Origin of the sequence: Streptomyces sp. NPDC096048 (assembly GCF_044763415.1) — a bacterium.
GTDB lineage: Bacteria > Actinomycetota > Actinomycetes > Streptomycetales > Streptomycetaceae > Streptomyces.
Genome location: NZ_JBIWGG010000001.1, coordinates 19,377 through 36,038, shown reverse-complemented (window position 1 = coordinate 36,038; position 16,662 = coordinate 19,377). Strand labels below are relative to the sequence as shown.

The 16,662-nt window shown below is 71.3% G+C and carries 15 protein-coding genes; 3 read left to right on the top strand and 12 right to left on the bottom strand.

Annotated elements, in window-relative coordinates; all coding sequences use genetic code 11:
- Positions 1 to 26: 26 nt before the first annotated feature.
- The 3 genes from ACIQ6R_RS00190 to ACIQ6R_RS00180 are packed head-to-tail and all read right to left on the bottom strand — an operon-like array spanning position 27 to position 3,098.
- Positions 27 to 707 (bottom strand): UbiX family flavin prenyltransferase, encoded by a 681-nt coding sequence (locus ACIQ6R_RS00190; protein ID WP_404217662.1) that lies wholly within the window; start codon positions 705 to 707, stop codon positions 27 to 29.
- 31 nt (positions 708 to 738) lie between these two features.
- On the bottom strand, positions 739 to 1,644 hold the full coding sequence (gene mqnP, locus ACIQ6R_RS00185; protein WP_404217660.1) for a menaquinone biosynthesis prenyltransferase MqnP: 906 nt from the start codon (positions 1,642 to 1,644) through the stop codon (positions 739 to 741).
- Positions 1,641 to 3,098, bottom strand: a complete 1,458-nt coding sequence (locus tag ACIQ6R_RS00180; RefSeq protein ID WP_404168570.1) for a menaquinone biosynthesis decarboxylase — start codon at positions 3,096 to 3,098, stop codon at positions 1,641 to 1,643. The genes mqnP and ACIQ6R_RS00180 overlap by 4 nt, the downstream gene beginning before the upstream one ends.
- A gap of 88 nt (positions 3,099 to 3,186) precedes the next feature.
- Between ACIQ6R_RS00180 and ACIQ6R_RS00175 the strand changes: the two genes are divergently transcribed.
- Complete coding sequence (locus ACIQ6R_RS00175) at positions 3,187 to 3,567, top strand: PLD nuclease N-terminal domain-containing protein (protein WP_404217658.1); 381 nt, start codon at positions 3,187 to 3,189, stop codon at positions 3,565 to 3,567.
- Between the two features lie 117 nt (positions 3,568 to 3,684).
- Here ACIQ6R_RS00175 and ACIQ6R_RS00170 read toward each other — a convergent pair whose 3' ends face one another.
- The gene (locus ACIQ6R_RS00170) at positions 3,685 to 4,080 is read right to left on the bottom strand and encodes a VOC family protein (RefSeq protein WP_404217656.1); all 396 of its coding nucleotides are present in this window, start codon (positions 4,078 to 4,080) and stop codon (positions 3,685 to 3,687) included.
- 309 nt (positions 4,081 to 4,389) lie between these two features.
- Positions 4,390 to 6,000 carry a carboxylesterase/lipase family protein gene (locus ACIQ6R_RS00165; RefSeq protein WP_404217654.1) on the bottom strand — a complete coding sequence of 537 codons (1,611 nt, stop codon included), beginning with the start codon at positions 5,998 to 6,000 and terminating at the stop codon, positions 4,390 to 4,392.
- A 114-nt stretch (positions 6,001 to 6,114) separates the two neighbouring features.
- Here ACIQ6R_RS00165 and ACIQ6R_RS00160 point away from each other — a divergent pair, with 114 nt between their 5' ends.
- Positions 6,115 to 6,831 carry a MerR family transcriptional regulator gene (locus tag ACIQ6R_RS00160; protein ID WP_404168559.1) on the top strand — a complete coding sequence of 239 codons (717 nt, stop codon included), beginning with the start codon at positions 6,115 to 6,117 and terminating at the stop codon, positions 6,829 to 6,831.
- 123 nt (positions 6,832 to 6,954) lie between these two features.
- Positions 6,955 to 8,355, top strand: a complete 1,401-nt coding sequence (locus ACIQ6R_RS00155; protein ID WP_404217652.1) for a condensation domain-containing protein — start codon at positions 6,955 to 6,957, stop codon at positions 8,353 to 8,355.
- Positions 8,356 to 8,382: 27 nt separating this feature from the next.
- Here the strand turns inward: ACIQ6R_RS00155 and ccsB are convergent, their stop codons facing one another.
- From ccsB to hemL, 7 genes are all read right to left on the bottom strand, one after another.
- The gene (ccsB, locus tag ACIQ6R_RS00150) at positions 8,383 to 9,522 is read right to left on the bottom strand and encodes a c-type cytochrome biogenesis protein CcsB (RefSeq protein WP_404217650.1); all 1,140 of its coding nucleotides are present in this window, start codon (positions 9,520 to 9,522) and stop codon (positions 8,383 to 8,385) included.
- Positions 9,519 to 11,354, bottom strand: coding sequence for a cytochrome c biogenesis protein ResB (locus ACIQ6R_RS00145; RefSeq protein ID WP_404217648.1), 1,836 nt, complete (start codon positions 11,352 to 11,354; stop codon positions 9,519 to 9,521). Before ACIQ6R_RS00145 ends, ccsB begins: the two co-directional genes overlap by 4 nt.
- Positions 11,355 to 11,357: 3 nt before the next feature.
- The gene (locus ACIQ6R_RS00140; RefSeq protein WP_404217646.1) at positions 11,358 to 12,128 is read right to left on the bottom strand and encodes a cytochrome c biogenesis CcdA family protein; all 771 of its coding nucleotides are present in this window, start codon (positions 12,126 to 12,128) and stop codon (positions 11,358 to 11,360) included.
- 1 nt (position 12,129) lies between these two features.
- Positions 12,130 to 12,834 carry a TlpA family protein disulfide reductase gene (locus tag ACIQ6R_RS00135; protein WP_404217644.1) on the bottom strand — a complete coding sequence of 235 codons (705 nt, stop codon included), beginning with the start codon at positions 12,832 to 12,834 and terminating at the stop codon, positions 12,130 to 12,132.
- Between the two features lie 66 nt (positions 12,835 to 12,900).
- The gene (locus tag ACIQ6R_RS00130) at positions 12,901 to 14,220 is read right to left on the bottom strand and encodes a hypothetical protein (RefSeq protein ID WP_404217642.1); all 1,320 of its coding nucleotides are present in this window, start codon (positions 14,218 to 14,220) and stop codon (positions 12,901 to 12,903) included.
- Positions 14,221 to 14,357: 137 nt separating this feature from the next.
- Positions 14,358 to 15,005: a histidine phosphatase family protein gene (locus ACIQ6R_RS00125; RefSeq protein ID WP_404218630.1), complete on the bottom strand. Its 648-nt coding sequence runs from the start codon at positions 15,003 to 15,005 to the stop codon at positions 14,358 to 14,360.
- A gap of 41 nt (positions 15,006 to 15,046) precedes the next feature.
- Complete coding sequence (hemL, locus tag ACIQ6R_RS00120; protein WP_404217640.1) at positions 15,047 to 16,363, bottom strand: glutamate-1-semialdehyde 2,1-aminomutase; 1,317 nt, start codon at positions 16,361 to 16,363, stop codon at positions 15,047 to 15,049.
- Positions 16,364 to 16,662 lie beyond the last annotated feature (299 nt).

Below are 16,662 nucleotides of genomic sequence, written 5' to 3'. Positions count from 1 at the left end.
AACAAACGTGTGGGGGGAGGTGGTGCTCAGGTGGTGGGGCGTGCCCCGCCGAGGTCACCGCGCCAGCGGCGGTAGAGGTCGTGCTCGACACCCGCCGCGTCGAGGACGCGTCCGGCGACGAAGTCCACCAGGTCCTGGATGTGCGTCGCCCCCGCGTAGAAGGCCGGCGAGGCGGGCACCACGGACGCGCCCGCGTCGTCCAGTGTCACCAGGTGCCGCAGCGTCCGGCCGTCCAGCGGGGTCTCCCGTACGGCCACGACCAGCTTGCGCCCCTCCTTCAGGGTCACGCTCGCCGACCGCTGCAGCAGGTCCTTCGAGAGCCCGAGCGCGACGCCCGCGACCGAGGCCGTCGACGCGGGCACGATCAGCATGCCCTTGGCCGGGTACGACCCGGAGGACGGCCCGGCCGCGAGGTCGCCCGCGCTCCAGTGCCGTACCCGGTCGCCGGCCAGGTCGGCGTCGAAGGTGCCGGGCTTGCCGTCGGCGCCCCGAGACAGCCAGGTGTGCAGGTCGGTCCGCCAGTGGGCGTCACGGAAGGAGATGCCGGTCTCGTCGAGCAGGGTGAGCCGCGAGGCCCGGCTGACCACCAGGTCGACGCTCTCGCCCGCCGCGAGCAACGCCCGCAGCACCGCCGCGGCGTACGGCGTGCCGGACGCCCCCGACACCCCCACGATCCAAGGCGCGCGCTGCGTCTGTCCTGGCTTCATGATGCCGAGCCTAGTCGCAGGCTCATGGTTTTCAGACAGTGAGGCCCCGCACCAGCAGGTCCAGCAGCGCGCACACGAACAGGGCGATGCCGATGAAGCCGTTGACCGAGAAGAACGCCCTGTTCAGGCGGGACAGGTCGTGCGGGCGCACGATGGTGTGCTCGTAGACGAAGGCGGCCGCGACGATCAGCAGGCCGAGCCAGAACAGGACGCCGGCGTCGGTGGCGACGGCGTACCAGGCGAACAGGGCCGTGGTGACGGTGTGGCAGGCGCGGGCGCCCCAGATGGCCGCCGGGACGCCGAAGCGGGCCGGGACCGACTTCACGCCGACCCGCCGGTCGGTCTCGACGTCCTGGCAGGCGTAGATCAGGTCGAAGCCGCCGATCCAGATGCCGACCGCGAGGCCGAGGATCACGGCCTCCCAGGACCACTCGCCGGTGATCGCCAGCCAGCCGCCGATCGGGCCCATCGCCTGGGCGAGGCCGAGGATGGCCTGCGGGAAGTTCGTGAACCGCTTGCCGTACGGGTAGACCACCATCGGGATCACCGCGATGGGGGCGAGGACCAGGCAGAGCGGGTTGAGCAGGGCCGCGGCGCCCAGGAAGACGACCAGGGCGATCAGCGCGCCGGTCCAGGCGTGCCTGACCGACATGGCGCCGGTGACCAGTTCGCGGTGGGCGGTGCGCGGGTTGCGGGCGTCGATCTCGCGGTCGATGATCCGGTTGACCGCCATCGCGAAGGTGCGCAGGCCGACCATGGCGACGGTGACCAGGAGCAGCCGGCCCCAGTGGATGTTCTCGTCCCACTCGTACATCGCCGTCAGGGCGGCGATGTAGGCGAAGGGCAGCGCGAAGACCGAGTGCTCGATCATCACCAGGCGCAGGAACGCCTTGGTACGCCCCGGCTGCTGCGGCAGCGCAGCGGAAGCCGACGTCACAGTCCGTACTCCTTCCAGCGGCGGTCGACCTTCGCCGCCGTCTCCGGGTCGGACAGCACCATGTCCGGCCAGCCCCCGTCCCGGGTGTACCCCTCCTCGGGCAGCTTCTTCGTCGCGTCGATGCCCGCCTTGCCGCCCCAGAACTGCTGGTAGGAGGCGTGGTCGAGATGGTCGACCGGGCCCTCGACGACGGTGAGGTCGCGGGCGTAGTCCGTGTTGCCCAGCGCCCGCCAGGCGACCTCGTGCAGGTCGTGGACGTCGCAGTCGGAGTCGACAACCACGATCAGCTTGGTCAGGGACATCATGTGGGCGCCCCAGATGGCGTGCATGACCTTCTGCGCGTGCTTGGGGTACTTCTTGTCGATCGAGACGATCGCGCAGTTGTGGAAGCCGCCGGCCTCGGGGAGGTGGTAGTCCACGATGTCCGGGACGATGATCTTGAGGAGCGGAAGGAAGAAACGCTCCGTCGCCTTCCCCAGCGGGCCGTCCTCCGTCGGCGGGCGGCCGACCACGATCGACTGGAGCAGCGGACGCTTCCGCATCGTCACGCAGTCGATCTTCAGGGCGGGGAACGGCTCCTGCGGCGTGTAGAAGCCGGTGTGGTCACCGAAGGGGCCCTCGGGCAGCATCTCGCCGGGCTCCAGCCAGCCCTCGATGACGACCTCGGCCTGCGCCGGGACCTGGAGCGGGACCGTCTTGCAGTCGACCATCTCGATCCGCTTGCCCTGGAGGAACCCGGCGAAGAGGTACTCGTCGATGTCGCCGGGGAGGGGGGCGGTGGAGGCGTAGGTCACGGCGGGCGGGCAGCCGAAGGCGACCGCGACCGGCAGGCGCTCGCCGCGCCGGGCGGCGACCTGGTAGTGGTTCCGGCTGTCCTTGTGGATCTGCCAGTGCATGCCGATGGTGCGCTTGTCGTGGCGCTGGAGGCGGTAGAGGCCCAGGTTCCGGATGCCCGTCTCGGGGTCCTTGGTGTGGGTGAGCCCGAGGTTGAAGAAGGAGCCGCCGTCGTCGGGCCACGTGAAGAGGGCGGGGAGCCGGTCGAGGTCCACGTCGTCGCCGGTGAGGACGACCTCCTGCACCGGCGCGCTGCCCGGTTTCACCTTCTTCGGCGGTACGTGCGTCATCGCGCCGAGCTTGCCGAAGGCCTCGCGCACGCCGACGAAGCCCTGCGGCAGCTCGGGGCGGAGCAGCCCGCCGATCTTGTCCGAGATGTCGGAGTACGACTTCAGGCCGAGGGCCTTGAGCAGGCGCCGGTCGGTGCCGAAGACGTTCATCGCGAGGGGCATGTCGGAGCCCTTCACGTTCTCGAAGAGCAGGGCGGGGCCGCCGGCCTTGTTCACCCGGTCGACGATCTCCCCGATCTCCAGGTGGGGATCCACCTCGGCCGTGATGCGCTTGAGGTCACCCTCGCGGTCCAGGGCCCTGAGCAGCGAGCGAAGATCGTCGTAAGCCATGCCGTCCAGTATCCCCGAGCGGCTACCCTGGCCCTGTACCTGGGGGCCGTGACGCGTCCCCACCCCGTCGCTTCCGCTGGAGACGCCCATGCTCCGGGTGCTGATGTTCCTCGTGCCACTGGCGTTGAGCGTCTACGCGTTCATCGACTGCATCAGTACGAAAGACGCCGACATCCGCCACATGCCCAAGCCGCTGTGGGCGATCCTCGTGCTGCTCTTTCCGCTGGTCGGCTCGATCTCCTGGCTCATCGCCGGCAAGAAGCGGCAGGCGGCGGGCGCTTCGCCGTGGCAGGGCGGCGGGCGACGGCAGTTCGTGGCGCCGGACGACAATCCGGAGTTCCTGAAGTCCCTGGGCGACCAGCCCGGCAAAGCGGACGAGGACCGGGGCGAGGACGGTCCGCGGGACACCGGCCGGAGCGGCCCCGAGGACGACGAGGACCGCAGGGGCGGCAAGCGGGACGGGGCCTGAGGCGCCCCGGTCCTCCCGCCGCGAGCCCCCGCGGGGCCGCCATGACCACTCACGGGAAGCCGCGTCTTCAGTACGCGAGCCCCGAGGCCGTTGTCGCAGATGTCCGGTGATGCCTCGTCACCCGGCCCTCTTCACGGATTCCGGAGTCACCGGGGTGAAGAAGTTGACCAGGTTGCCGTCGGGGTCGCGGAAGAGGAAGGAGCGGTTGCCCCAGGGCATCGTCGTGGGCTCCTTGACGATGTCGTCCACGAGGCCGGTCAGGTTGCGGTGCACGCCGTCCACGTCGTCGACGCGGAACTCGATGATGACGCTGCGGTTGTCGGCCGGGCGGGCGGAGCCCGGCGCGAAGAGCGGAACGGTCCGGGTACTGCCGATCGCGAGGGTGCCCGAGGCGGTGCGGAGTTCGGCGAAGTCCTCGGTGACCCGGTCGGCGCGGACTCCGGTGGCGCGCTCGTAGAAGTCGACGAGGCGGGCGACGTCGCCCGTGATGATGCGGATCGAGACGAGGTTCACGGATTTCGCTCCTGGTCGGCGGGGCCGGCTGTCGTGACCGCACGCTAGGAGCGATGTAGGTCACCGAGCGTCCGCTTTCCGGCGGAGTGCCGGCGGCTCACCGCCAGGTCGTGGCGAGCGGGGCCGTGCCCGCCGGACGCCCCGCGGACACTCCGGGCAGCGCCTCCTCCGGGCCGTGTCAGGGCCCGGAGGAGGCGGAGGAGCGGCAGCGCGGGCACCCGCGGGAGACCCGGCACCTGGGCTGCCGGTGCCTCTTCGCGGACTGCGCCGTGCCCGAGCCGGTCATGGACTACGCCGTGCCCGAGCCGGTCATGGGCCGGCCGGGCTCCCCTGGAGCCACAGGTCGCACCTGTGGTCCTCGGGGAAGGTCGTCGACTGGGTGATCGCCTCTGGGGCGAGCACCTGCACCTTCGGGTACTGGTGCCAGCGCGGGGCGTCCGCCGCGTACGGGACGCCGGTGTGCGCGAAGTTGGTCCAGTAGCCGAGCATCTTCGCCGCCAGGGCGTTCTGGGCGGGGGTGCCCGACACGCCGCCGAAGACGTACCGGATCTCGGAGCCGTGCGGGGCGCCGAGGGGGAAGCTGATCGGCAGGTTCAGGTGGTCCATGGCCTGGCGGTCGGCGAACTCGTACTGGTACGAGCGGGTGTGGTCGGCCATCAGCTCCGCCGTGCGGGACTGGAGGCAGGCGAACTGCGAGTCGGTGAAGACCGCGCCCAGGGCCTCGGCGGGGGTGCCGTACCGGGACAGCGGGTAGCGGGCGAGGATCGCGTCGGACCGGTCGCCGTAGAGGGCGCGGACGGCCACCGGGTATCCGGCCGGCGTGAGTTGCCGTCCGGCCAGGTCGTACGTGGTCGCCACGGTGAGGCGGCCCTCGTCGGCGGTGGTGCCCTGGAGGACGGGGACGCGGTGGAAGCGGCCGCTCTCCAGCGCGTCCGGGATCTGGAGGGGCAGGACGCGGCCGTCGACGTTGGGGACCCAGCGGGTGCCGGGGTCCAGTGAGGCGATGAGCAGTTCACCGGCCGGCCTTGACCGCAGGCAGGCCGCGTCCGCGCAGCCCAGCGACTCGGCCCAGGAGGCGCCGGTGCGTTGCTGCGACTCCTGGGTGGGCAGGGGGAAGCCGCAGCCCGACTGGGCGATGGCGCGGTCGTACAGGCCGAGCGTGCGGGGCGAGACGAGGTGCTGGCAGACGCTGCCGCCGCCCGCCGACTCGCCGAAGATCGTCACGTTGTCCGGGTCGCCGCCGAACGCGGCGATGTTCTGCCGCACCCAGCGCAGGGCCGCCTGTTGATCGAGCAGGCCGTAGTTGCCGGAGACGCCCTCCGGCGACTCTCCGGCCAGTCCCGCGTGGGCGAGGTAGCCGAAGGCGCCGAGGCGGTAGTTGAGGGTGACGACGACCACGTCGCCCCGGGCGGCCAGCTCACCGCCGTCGTAGAAGGTCCCGGAGCCGATGGTGAAGCCGCCGCCGTGGATCCAGACCATCACGGGCCTCTCGCGCGGGGAGCGCTCGGCGGGTGTGTGGACGTTGAGGTAGAGGCAGTCCTCGCTGGGGGTGCCGGGTCCGGCCAGATCGCCCCAGGGGGTGGACGAGTTCGCCTGCATGCAGGGGTTGCCGGGGGCCGTGGCGTCGCGGACGCCTGTCCAGCGCGCGGGCGGGGAGGGTGGCGTCCACCGCCTGTCGCCGACCGGCGGTGCGGCGTAGGGGATGCCGAGGTAGGCGTTCGCGGACTCGCCCGTCTCGCCCCGCACCTGCCCGTACCGGGTGGTGACGGTCGTGTCCCCCGCCGCGGCGGCGGGTGCGGCGCCCAGACCGGCCGCCGACAGCAGGAGTGTGCCTGCCAGCGCCCCGCGTAAGCGGCGCCTCCACGACGACGGGCCTCGCGTCGCCCTTCCTGCCTCGGGTCTCGTGAGCGGAGCGGACATCGGCACCTCCGGGTGCGGGTCGGGTGGCACGGTCACCGCAGTGTCGACGTCCCGACGCCCTCTCCGCATCGCGTGAATCACCAGTCCCGCCCACGGCCCCCTACCCTCGACGCGATGACGAACGACCGCCGTCTGCGCACCGTCGACCTCGCCCGCCTCGTCGGTCTCTCGACCCAGCAGATCCGCAACTACGAGGACGCCGGCGTCCTTCCACCGGCCGGGCGGACCGAGTCCGGTTACCGGGTCTTCGGCGAGCGGCACCGGCAGGCGCTGCTGACCTACCGCGAGCTGCGGGAGGGGTACGGGCCCGTGACGGCGAAGAGCGTCATGCGGACCGTGCACGACGGCGACGTGCCCGGCGCGCTCGCCCTCGTGGACGCCGCGCACGCCGCCCTGCACGAGGAGCGGGTCTCGCTGCGGGCGGCGAGGGAGGCGCTGACCGCGCTCGCCGGGCAGAAGGCCGAGCCGCCGCCCCGTTCCGGCGGGCTGCGCATCGGTGAGGTGGCCGCGCTGACCGGCGTGCGGACGTCCGCGCTGCGGGTGTGGGAGGCGGCGGGGCTGCTCGCGCCCGGGCGGGAGCGGGGCACGCAGTACCGCGTGTACGGGCCCGCCGACGTGCGCGACGCGCGGGTCGTGCGCACGCTGCGCCGGAGCCACTACCTGTTCGACCAGATCCGGCCCGTCCTGGACGGGCTGCGGCGGGAAGGGAACAGCGAGGCGCTGCGGGAGGCGGTCGCGGCGCGCGGGCACCTCCTCACCGCGCGGACCCGGGCGATGCTGGCGGGCGCGGGTGCACTCCACGCCTACCTGGAGGTAACGGCGGCCCGGTAGCGGGGGCGTACCGCCGTTCGAGGGGCCATCCGTTCCGTTGAAACGTGCCGACACACCAGGTGCGGGGGCGCGGGCTCGGCATTCCCTTGGTCGGGTCTGTACATCTGCGAACGGAGACCCCTCGTGCGACTGACCGACATCCACCGCTGCGAGATCCGGCCCGGGCGCCTCGTCGAGTGGACGCTCAGTCCGGCCACCGTCGAGGTCGCGGCAGCGCTGCCCGAGGACGCGCGGCCACCGGCGTACATCCAGGAGTCGCACATCCGGACGGCCCGGTCGGTCCGCGACGGCGGCCTGTTCGTGCCGACCTGGCTCGGCGCGGCCTTCGACATCCCGGGCCCGGTCGACCTGGACGCGCTCCAGGAGGCGCTGCGCGCCTGGACGCTGCGGCACGAGACGCTGCGCAGCGGCTTCCGCTGGAGCGGCGGGACCGGGGACGCGATGCGCCGGTTCACGCTGGCGGCGGACGCGGTGTCCCTGCACCGCGAGGACGTCGGCGACTTCCCGGACGCGACCGAACTGGCCCGCCACCTCCGGGACCGCTTCGACGGCGTCGCGGACGCGCTGCGCTGGCCCAACCTCATCTACACGGCGGTCGTCCGCGACGACGGCGTCAGCGTGTACATGGCCTTCGACCACAGCAACGTCGACGCCTACTCCATCTACCGCATCCCCGCCGAGATCCACGAGTTGTACACGGCCGGCGTCGCGGGCCGGATCGTGCCGCGTCCGCGGGTCGGCAGCTACGTCGACTTCTGCGAGGCCGAGCGGGCGGACGCGGACCGGATCGACGGCGACCACGACGTCGTGTCCCGCTGGCGGGAGTTCATCCGGCGGTGCGACGGGCGGCTGCCGTCCTTCCCCGTCGACCTGGGCGTGGAGCCCGGCGGGGCGCTGCCCGAGCAGAAGCTGATGCGCGAACCGCTGGTGGACGCGGCCGACGCCGCCGCGTTCGAGGCGTACTGCCGTCCCTACGGCGGCAGCCTGGTCGGTGTCCTGGCCGCCACCGCGCTGGTGGTCCACGAGATCGGCGGGGAGCCCGTCTACCGCACCATCGTGCCGTTCCACACCAGGTCGCGGTCCCAGTGGACGGAGTCGGTGGGCTGGTACGTGGGCGGCGCTCCGATCGAGGTCCCCGCGTCGGACGCCCAGGACTTCCCGGGCGCCCTGCGCACCGTCCGCGCCGAACTCCAGGCCAACCGGCGGCTGTCCCGCATGCCGATCGACCGGGTGCTGCGCCTGCTCGGTGCGGACTTCCGCCCCACCTCACCCGACCTGTACTCGATCGTGTCCTACGTCGACGCCCGCGACGTCCCCGGCGCCGGCCGCTGGCCGGACCTGTCGGCGTACGCGCTGCTGAGGGTGTCGTACGGCGACCAGGTGTGCGCGTGGATCACCCGGCTCCCGGAGGGCCTGTGGTTCGCCGCCCGGTACCCGGACACCGACGTGGCCCACAAGAACCTGAGCCTCTACGTGGAGCGGCTGCGGGACATCGTGACGAGCGTCGCCCGTCCCAGGCCCTAGGGCCGGCCGGCCCTCCTGTCCGGTACGTCAGAACCCGACGGACTGGAGGGCGCCCAGGCCCACGTCCGCGTAGGAGTGCTTGCCGGAGACGAAGATGTTGACGCCGTAGTAGTTGAACAGCCAGCAGCCGAAGGCGGCCAGGGCCAGGTAGGCGGCCTTGCGGCCCTTCCAGCCGGCAGTGGCGCGGGCGTGCAGGTAGCAGGCGTAGGCGACCCAGGTGATGAAGGACCAGACCTCCTTGGGGTCCCAGCCCCAGTAGCGGCCCCAGGCGTCGCCCGCCCAGATCGCGCCCGCGATGATCGTGAACGTCCACAGCGGGAAGACGGCGGCGTTGACGCGGTAGGCGAACTTGTCGAGGGAGGCTGCGGCGGGCAGCCGGTCCAGGACGGAGCTGGCGAAGCGGCCGGGCTCGCCGCCGGTGGCGAGCTTGTTCTCGAAGCTGTCCTTGAAGAGGTACAGGATCGTGCCGACCGCGCCGACGTAGAAGACCGCGCCGCAGAAGATCGCCGTGGAGACGTGGATGTACAGCCAGTACGAGTGCAGGGCCGGGACCAGCTGGTCGCTGGCGGTGTAGAGGACCGTCACCGCGAGGCCGAGGTCGAGCAGGACGGTGGTGGTCAGCGGCAGGCCCAGCCAGCGGACGTTCTTCTTCAGGGCGAGCAGTACGAGGTACACGCCGGCGGCGACCGTCGTGAACGTGATGTTGAACTCGTACATGTTGCCCCACGGCGCCCGCTTCACGGACAGGGCGCGGGTGAGCACGCCGCCCGCCTCGATGGCGAAGGCGAGCACGGTGAGCGAGATGGCGATACGGCCGTAGAGGTCGCCCTTCTCGGTGCCGCCGTGCGCGCCGGGCCCGTCGGGCACGTCGCGGGTGCCGGCCGCGGCGCGGACGACGACCTTCGGCCGCTCCAGCACGGCGGTGCCGCCGGCCTTCTTCACGGTGACGGCCGGGGCACCCTTCGCGTTCGCCTTCCCCTCGCCGTTCGCGGTGAGCGCGGCGGCGGTGCGGCCGACCTTGCTGCGGCTGCCGAAGAGCCACTCGGCGATGTGGGCGAAGAACGCGAGGGTGTAGACCGCCATCGCGGAGTAGATCAGCGTGTTGCTGAGGTTCGCGAGGTCCTCGTTGGCCGCGGCGGCCAGTTGGGTTGCGGTGGCGAGAGTCACTTCTCAGCCCCTTCGGCAGGTACGACGTGGGTGTCAGGGGAATCGGGGGTGTCGTCGTCGTTCTTCGGTGCGCCGGGTGCGCCGGCGGTGTCCGGTGTTCCGGGCGTGTCCGGTGTGCCGGGGGTGTCGGGCGCCTGCTCGTACAGGACCGCGGCGAGGTCGCCGAGCTCCTCCGGGACCTTCGCGGACTCGCTGCGCCCGAGGCCGGCCATCTCGACGACCGTCACGCCGTCGGCGCCCCTGACGGCCCGCACCCAGACGCGGCGGCGCTGGATGAACAGGGAAGCGGCGAGGCCGAAGATGGCGGCGACCGCGCCGGCGAGCGCCCAGCCGCTGGCGGGCTGCTGGGTGACCTGGAAGCCGGCCCACTCCTTGACGCCGTCGAAGGTGACCGTGCCGGCACCGTTCGGGAGCGTCATGGTCTCGCCGATCTTGAGCTGCTTCTTGAACAGCTCACCGTCGGAGTCCTTGAACTCCTTCAGGTTCTTCTTGTCGAGCTGGTAGATGCTCTTCGCGAAGCCCGCGTCGACACCGAGGTCGCCGTGGTAGGCGGAGAGCGCCAGCATCGGGTTGATCAGCGCGGGGAAGGTCGAGAGCATCGTGCTGCCCTCGCCGCCGTAGGTGGGCAGGAAGAAGGCGTTGAAGCCGAGCTGTTCCTTCTCGCCCTCGGCGTTGCGGTAGCCGTCGCGGACCATGACGGCGCCGGAGGAGGTGACGTTGGAGTCCAGCGGCAGCAGGGCGGTCGCCTCCTTGTCCATGACGACGTTGCCCTTGGCGTCCTTCACGGTGAGGATGGGCGCGTAGCCGTGGCTGACGAGGTAGACCTTCGAGCCGTCGATCTCCAGCGGCTCGTTGACCTTGATGGTGGTCGTCTTCTCCTCGCCGTAGGCGCCTTCGCTGTAGTCGATCTTGGCCTCGTAGACGCGCGGGGTGCCGCGGTTGGGGCCCGTCGCCTCGTAGGTGCCGCGGAAGTTCTTCAGGGAGAAGCTGAAGGGGGCGAGGTCGTGGTCCGGGTCGAAGAGGTTGCCGGACTTGAAGTCGTCGTACTGGGTGAGGGTGTTGGAGAAGCCGTCGCCCTCCAGGATCAGCTTGTTGCCCTCGTACTTGAACAGCTGGCCCCAGGCGAACGCGATCAGCATCACGATCAGCGCGATGTGGAAGGCCAGGTTGCCCACCTCGCGCGCGTAGCCCTTCTCGGCGGCGACGGCGTCACCGACGGTGTGGGCGCGGAAGCGGCGCTTCTTCAGCAGCGTGAGCGCGGCCTCGCGGACCTGCTCGGGCTCGGCGTCGGTGCGCCAGGTGGTGTACGCCGGGAGCCGGGTCAGGCGCCGGGGGGCGCCGGGCGGGCGGCCGCGGAGCTGGCCGACGAACTGCCAGGTGCGCGGGACGATGCAGCCGATGAGGGAGACGAACAGCAGGATGTAGATCGCGGAGAACCACACCGAGCTGTAGACGTGGAAGAGGCCGAGCGCGTCATAGAGGGGCCCGAGGATCTCGTGCTTCTCGCGGAAGTCCTCGACCTTCAGGGCGTCGACGCCCTCCTGCGGGATCAGCGAGCCGGGGATCGCGCCCAGCGACAGCAGCAGGAGCAGCAGCAGCGCCACCCGCATCGACGTGAGCTGCCGCCAGAACCAGCGGGCCCAGCCGATGACCCCGAGGGAGGGCAGGCCCGGCGCCTCCTCCTTGGGGGCGGTGGAGAGCTGGGATCCGGCGGCGCCGAGGTCCTGGTCCTCGCCGGCCGTCGGGATGTCCTCCGGGGTGCCCTCCGGGGCGTCCGTCGAGGCGTCCGTCGGGGCGTCCGTCGGGGTCTTGCCCGTGGTGGTCTTGCTCATCGGTCAGATCCCTACAGTGAAGCCGTTGGACCAGGTCTGCATGTCCTGCACGATGCTGTCCCACACGCCGGTGAGGAGCAGCAGTCCGGTCGCGATCATCATGATGCCGCCGGCCCGCATCACCCAGACATAGTGGCGCTTGATCCAGCCGAAGGCGCCGAGCGCCTTGCGGAAGGCGACCGCGGCGAGCACGAAGGGCAGGCCGAGGCCCACGCAATAGGCGACGGTCAATATCGCGCCGCGGCCGGCGGTGCCCTGGCTGGCGGAGAGCACCAGCACGGACGAGAGGGTCGGGCCGATGCAGGGCGTCCAGCCGATACCGAACAGCGCGCCCAGCACGGGGGCGCCGATCAGGCCGTTCACGGGCTTCTTGTGGAAGCGGAACTCGCGCTGGGTGAGCCAGGGCATCAGGCCCATGAAGAAGACACCCATGAGGATCATGAAGACGCCCAGCACCTTGGTCAGGACGCCTCTGTTCTCCTGGAGTGTCTCGCCGAAGAAGCCGAACAGCGCACCGCTGGAGACGAACACGACGGTGAAGCCGAGGACGAAGAGCGAGGCGCCCGCGACCATCCGGCCGCGCCGGGCCTCGGCCAGGTCGGTGCCGGTGACGCCGGTCACGTAGGAGAGGTAGCCGGGGACGAGCGGCAGGACGCAGGGCGAGAAGAAGGAGACGAGGCCGCCGAGCAGCGCGATGGGCAGGGCCACCAGCAGGGCGCCGTTGAGCACGGTGCCGTTGGTGCCCGCCACGGCGAGCGTGGACAGTGCGCTCACGTCACTTCCCCGACTCACCGGACTCGGCGGCCCCGGCGGACTCGCCGGATCCGCCGGATCCGTCGGACCCGTCGGACCCGTCCGTGAGGTACGGCTCCAGCATCTTGCGGAGCTTCTCCTCGCTGAGCGCCTGGAGGGTGCGGGCCGCGACCTTGCCCTCCCGGTCGATGATGAGCGTGGAGGGGATGGCCTGCGGGTTGAGGGTGCCCTTCTCGAAGCGGAGCATCAGCTTGCCGGCCGGGTCGTACAGGCTCGGGTAGCTGACCCCGAACTCCTCCTCGAAGGCGCGGGCCGGGCCGGTGGACGTGTCGCGGGTGTTGATGCCGACGAACTGGACGCCCTGGTCCTTGACGTCCTGGTAGACCTTCTCGAAGTTCTTGGCCTCGGCGCGGCAGGGCGGGCACCAGGAGCCCCACACGTTGAGCACGACGACCTTGCCCTTGTAGTCGTCGACGTCCAGCTGCCCCCCGTCGACCGTCTCACCGGACAGGTCGGGGGCGTCGGCCCGCTCACCCTTGTCGACGGTGGAGATACCGTCCGCGCCGGTGACGAAGCCGGTGTTGCCGCCGCCGCCCGAGGTGCCGCCGGAGCCGCAGGCGGTGGCGAGCAGCGCGAACGCGGCGGCGCCGGTGGTCAGGGCGACGCGGCGACGGGCGCGGGCGGCGGTGCGGTTCGAGCGCAGGGGGGCGCGGCTGGCGGCACTCATGTGAAAAGTTTCGCATGTCCGTTCCGGGGATCTTGCGCACCCCCCTCACGGGCGGAAACCCGCATTTCAGGCGGCGTTTCCGGAGGAAGCCGGTGCCTCCTCGGAAGCCGGTGTCTCCTTGAGGAAGGCCGTCCAGCCGCCGGCCGGCCGCTGCCCCACCTCGACGGTGCGGAGCTTGGCCAGCACCTCCGGCTTCTGCACGTCCAGCCAGTCGGTGAACTGGCGGAAGGAGACGAGCCGGATGTCCTCGCCCTTCTCCTTCTCCCGCGCAATGTGCTTGAGGGCGTTCTCGACGGCGTCCATGTAGATGCCGCCGTTCCACTCCTCGAAGTGGTTGCCGACGAAGAAGGGCGCCCGGTTTGACTCGTACGCCCGCCTGAAGCCCGATATATATGATTTCGTGGCCTGTTCGCGCCAGCCCGGGTAGTTGTGGGCGGGCGCCTTGGTCGAGTTGACCGACTGGTTGGCGAGGATGTTGTAGTCCATGGACAGCACCTCGAAGGAGTGTCCGGGGAAAGGTATCTGCTGCAACGGCAGGTCCCAGATCCCGTCCTTCTTCGCCGGCCACACCTGACGGCCGCCGGGCGAGGAGGCGTCGTAGCGCCAGCCCAGCTCGCGGGCGGTGGGCAGCAGGTTGTCCTGGCCGAGCAGGCAGGGCGTGCGGCCGCCGACGAGTTCCTTGTCGTAGTCGAAGGGCAGGGACGGCAGGTCGGTCCAGCCGGTGTTGGTCCGCCACTCCTTCACGAAGGACTTCGCCTGGTCGATCTCGCTGCGCCACTGCGCCGGGGTCCAGTTGCCGACGGAGCCGCCGCCGGCGCAGAAGTGGCCGTTGAAGTGGGTGCCGATCTCGTGCCCGTCCAGCCAGGCCCGGCGGACGTTCTCGAGGGTGTCCTTGATGTGGGCGTCGGTGAGATAGCCGATGTCGGAGGCGCCGCGCGGGTTGTTCGGCGGCTCGTAGAGGCGCTTCTTCGACTCGGGCAGCAGATACAGGCCCGAGAGGAAGAAGGTCATGTGCGCGCCGTGCTCCTGGGCGAGGTCGAGGAAGCGCGGGAAGAGCCCGTTGCCGACCTCCCCCGCCCCGTCCCAGGAGAAGACGACGAACTGCGGCGGGGTCTGGCCGGGCTCCAGCGGCACGGGCGCGTCCGGCTGGTGCGGCTGCTTGCCGGTGTACGACGTGGAACCGTCGCCGATGGGCCGGGCCGGGGCCTCGCTGCTGCCGGAAGGCGAGGGCTTCCCGGAACCGCCGGCCTCGTGCGAGCCGTCCGACGATGTGTGGGAGCCGGATCCGGAGCCGGAACCGCAGCCCGCGAGCCCGACCGCGGCCGCGGCGCCCGCGCCGAGTCCGAGCATCCCCCTACGGGTGAGAGTGCGGGTGGAAGTGCGCATCGCAACCTCGTTCGTCACGTCCTCTGGTGGTCACCCAGTCAGAGGACGTGACGAACGTGCGGGTTCCGGATATTTGTGCGGATTCCGTAACGAGGGTCACGTACGGGCAGTTGCGCGAGTGGGGGTCGGACCGGCCGTCAGGCCCCGTACGCCTTGCCCTGCCCCTTGACCGGCTTGGCCCCGGCGAGGAGGTGGGCCGGGACGAGGTCACGGGCGGGCTCGGTGTAGCCGACGGACACGATCCGGTCGCCCCGGTACGTGAACGTCGTCAGGGACGCCAGCGTGCACTGCCGCTTGCGCGGGTCGTGCCACAGCCGCCGCCGTTCGACGTACGACCGCAGCGTCCAGATCGGCAGCTGGTGGCTGACGACCACGGCCTCGTGCCCGCGGGCCCGGTCCCGGGCCGCGTCCAGCGCGCCCATCATGCGCACGACCTGGTCGACGTACGGCTCGCCCCAGGACGGCTTGAACGGGTTGACCACGTGCTTCCAGTTGGCGGGCCGGCGCAGCGCGCCGTCGCCGATGCCGAAGGTCTTGCCCTGGAAGACGTTGTCGGCCTCGATGAGCCGCGCGTCGGTGGCGAGGTCGAGTCCGTGCGCCTTGGCGATCGGCGTCGCCGTCTCCTGCGCCCGCTCCAGCGGGGAGGCCACGACGTAGGTGACGTCGCGCGGGGCGAGGTGCTCGGCGACCCGGTCGGCCATGCGCCGGCCCAGCTCGGAGAGGTGGTAACCGGGCAGCCGGCCGTAGAGGACGCCGGTGGGGTTCTCGACCTCGCCGTGCCGCATCACGTGGACGACGGTGAGGTCGTCCTTCTCGTCCCCGGCGCTCACGCGGTCGCCTCCGCAGCCGCGCGGGCCGCCGCCGGGAGGGCGTCGGCGATGCGCTGGACGGCCCGCTCGTCGTGCGCGGTGGACACGAACCAGGACTCGAAGGAGGACGGCGGCAGATAGACGCCGTTCTCCAGCAGCGAGTGGAAGAAGGCGGTGAACCGGAAGGACTCCTGCGCCTTGGCGTCCTCGTAGTTCCGCACCGGCCGGTCGGTGAAGAAGACGGAGAACATGTTGGAGGCGGTCTGCAGCGTGTGCGCGACGCCCTCCTTGCCGAGCGCCTCGGTGACGAGGCCCTGGATCTGCTCCGACACGGCGTTGACCTTGGCGTACGCCGCGTCGTCGAGGAGCCGCAGCTGGGCGAGCCCGGCGGCGGTGGCGACCGGGTTCCCGGAGAGGGTGCCGGCCTGGTAGACGGGCCCGGCCGGGGCGAGGTGCGCCATGACGTCGGCACGCCCGCCGAACGCGGCGGCGGGGAACCCGCCGCCCATGACCTTCCCGAAGGTCATGAGGTCGGGAACGACCCCTTCCACCCCGTACCACCCGGCCCGGCTGGTCCGGAACCCGGTCATCACCTCGTCGGAGACGAACAGCGCGCCGTTGGCCGCGCACGCGTCCTTCAGCCCCTGGTTGAACCCGGGCAGCGGCGGCACGACGCCCATGTTGCCGGGCGAGGCCTCCGTGATCACGCAGGCGATCTCGCCGGGGTGGGCGGCGAAGGCGGCGTGCACCGCGTCGATGTCGTTGTACGGGAGCACGATCGTGTCGCTCGCCTGGGCGCCGGTGACACCGGGGGTGTCGGGCAGCGCGAAGGTGGCGAGGCCGGAGCCGGCCGCGGCGAGGAGCGAGTCGACGTGGCCGTGGTAACACCCGGCGAACTTGATCACCTTGGTGCGCCGCGTGAACCCGCGGGCGAGCCGGATGGCCGACATGGTGGCCTCGGTCCCGCTGGACACCAGCCGCACCTGCTCCAGCGGAGCGACCCGCTCGACCATCGCCTCCGCGAGGGCGACCTCGCCCTCGGCGGGCGTGCCGAACGACGTTCCGCGCGCGACCGCGTCCTGCACGGCGGCGATCACCTCGGGGTGGGCGTGCCCGAGGATCATCGGCCCCCAGGAGCAGACGAGGTCCACGTACTCCCGGCCGTCGGCGTCGGTCAGGTACGGCCCGGTGCCGGACACCATGAACCGGGGCGTGCCGCCCACGGCGCGGAAGGCCCGCACCGGGGAGTTCACGCCGCCGGGCGTGACGGCCGCCGCGCGGTCGAACAGAGCCTGCGAGGCCGGTGCTTCGTATGGATATGCCAGTTCGCTCATGACCTGCGACTTCTCCGACCTTCTCGACCTTCTCCGACTTCTCGGACCCGGCGTGGACCTTGCTCGGCCCCTGCTCGGCTCCCGCTCGGCCCCTGGTTGCCCTGGGTGACCTCATTCAGGGTAGACAACCCGCCCGACCGCCGTGCCGTCTGCCAGACTGGAGTCCATCCACGCAGCTCACGCGAGCGGCGCGGAGAGGGGCTGCCGACCGTTCCGCGGACGTGTGACGGACATACGACGGGCATATGTCCGGCCGCACGTTTCGGCGAGCGGCCGTGGGGGAGGTCACTGACACGATG

Bases quoted from the DNA above. Each gene is read 5' to 3' on its own strand.
- ACIQ6R_RS00160 (WP_404168559.1), top strand. From the start codon at position 6,115: ATGACGAACGACCGCCGTCTGCGCACCGTCGACCTCGCCCGCCTCGTC.
- ACIQ6R_RS00175 (WP_404217658.1), top strand. From the start codon at position 3,187: ATGCTCCGGGTGCTGATGTTCCTCGTGCCACTGGCGTTGAGCGTCTAC.
- ACIQ6R_RS00125 (WP_404218630.1), bottom strand. From the start codon at position 15,005: ATGCGGCACGGCGAGGTCGAGAACCCCACCGGCGTCCTCTACGGCCGG.
- ACIQ6R_RS00190 (WP_404217662.1), bottom strand. From the start codon at position 707: ATGAAGCCAGGACAGACGCAGCGCGCGCCTTGGATCGTGGGGGTGTCG.
- ACIQ6R_RS00135 (WP_404217644.1), bottom strand. From the start codon at position 12,834: ATGAGTGCCGCCAGCCGCGCCCCCCTGCGCTCGAACCGCACCGCCGCC.
- ACIQ6R_RS00180 (WP_404168570.1), bottom strand. From the start codon at position 3,098: ATGGCTTACGACGATCTTCGCTCGCTGCTCAGGGCCCTGGACCGCGAG.
- ACIQ6R_RS00130 (WP_404217642.1), bottom strand. From the start codon at position 14,220: ATGCGCACTTCCACCCGCACTCTCACCCGTAGGGGGATGCTCGGACTC.
- ACIQ6R_RS00145 (WP_404217648.1), bottom strand. From the start codon at position 11,354: ATGAGCAAGACCACCACGGGCAAGACCCCGACGGACGCCCCGACGGAC.
- hemL (WP_404217640.1), bottom strand. From the start codon at position 16,363: ATGAGCGAACTGGCATATCCATACGAAGCACCGGCCTCGCAGGCTCTG.
- ACIQ6R_RS00165 (WP_404217654.1), bottom strand. From the start codon at position 6,000: ATGTCCGCTCCGCTCACGAGACCCGAGGCAGGAAGGGCGACGCGAGGC.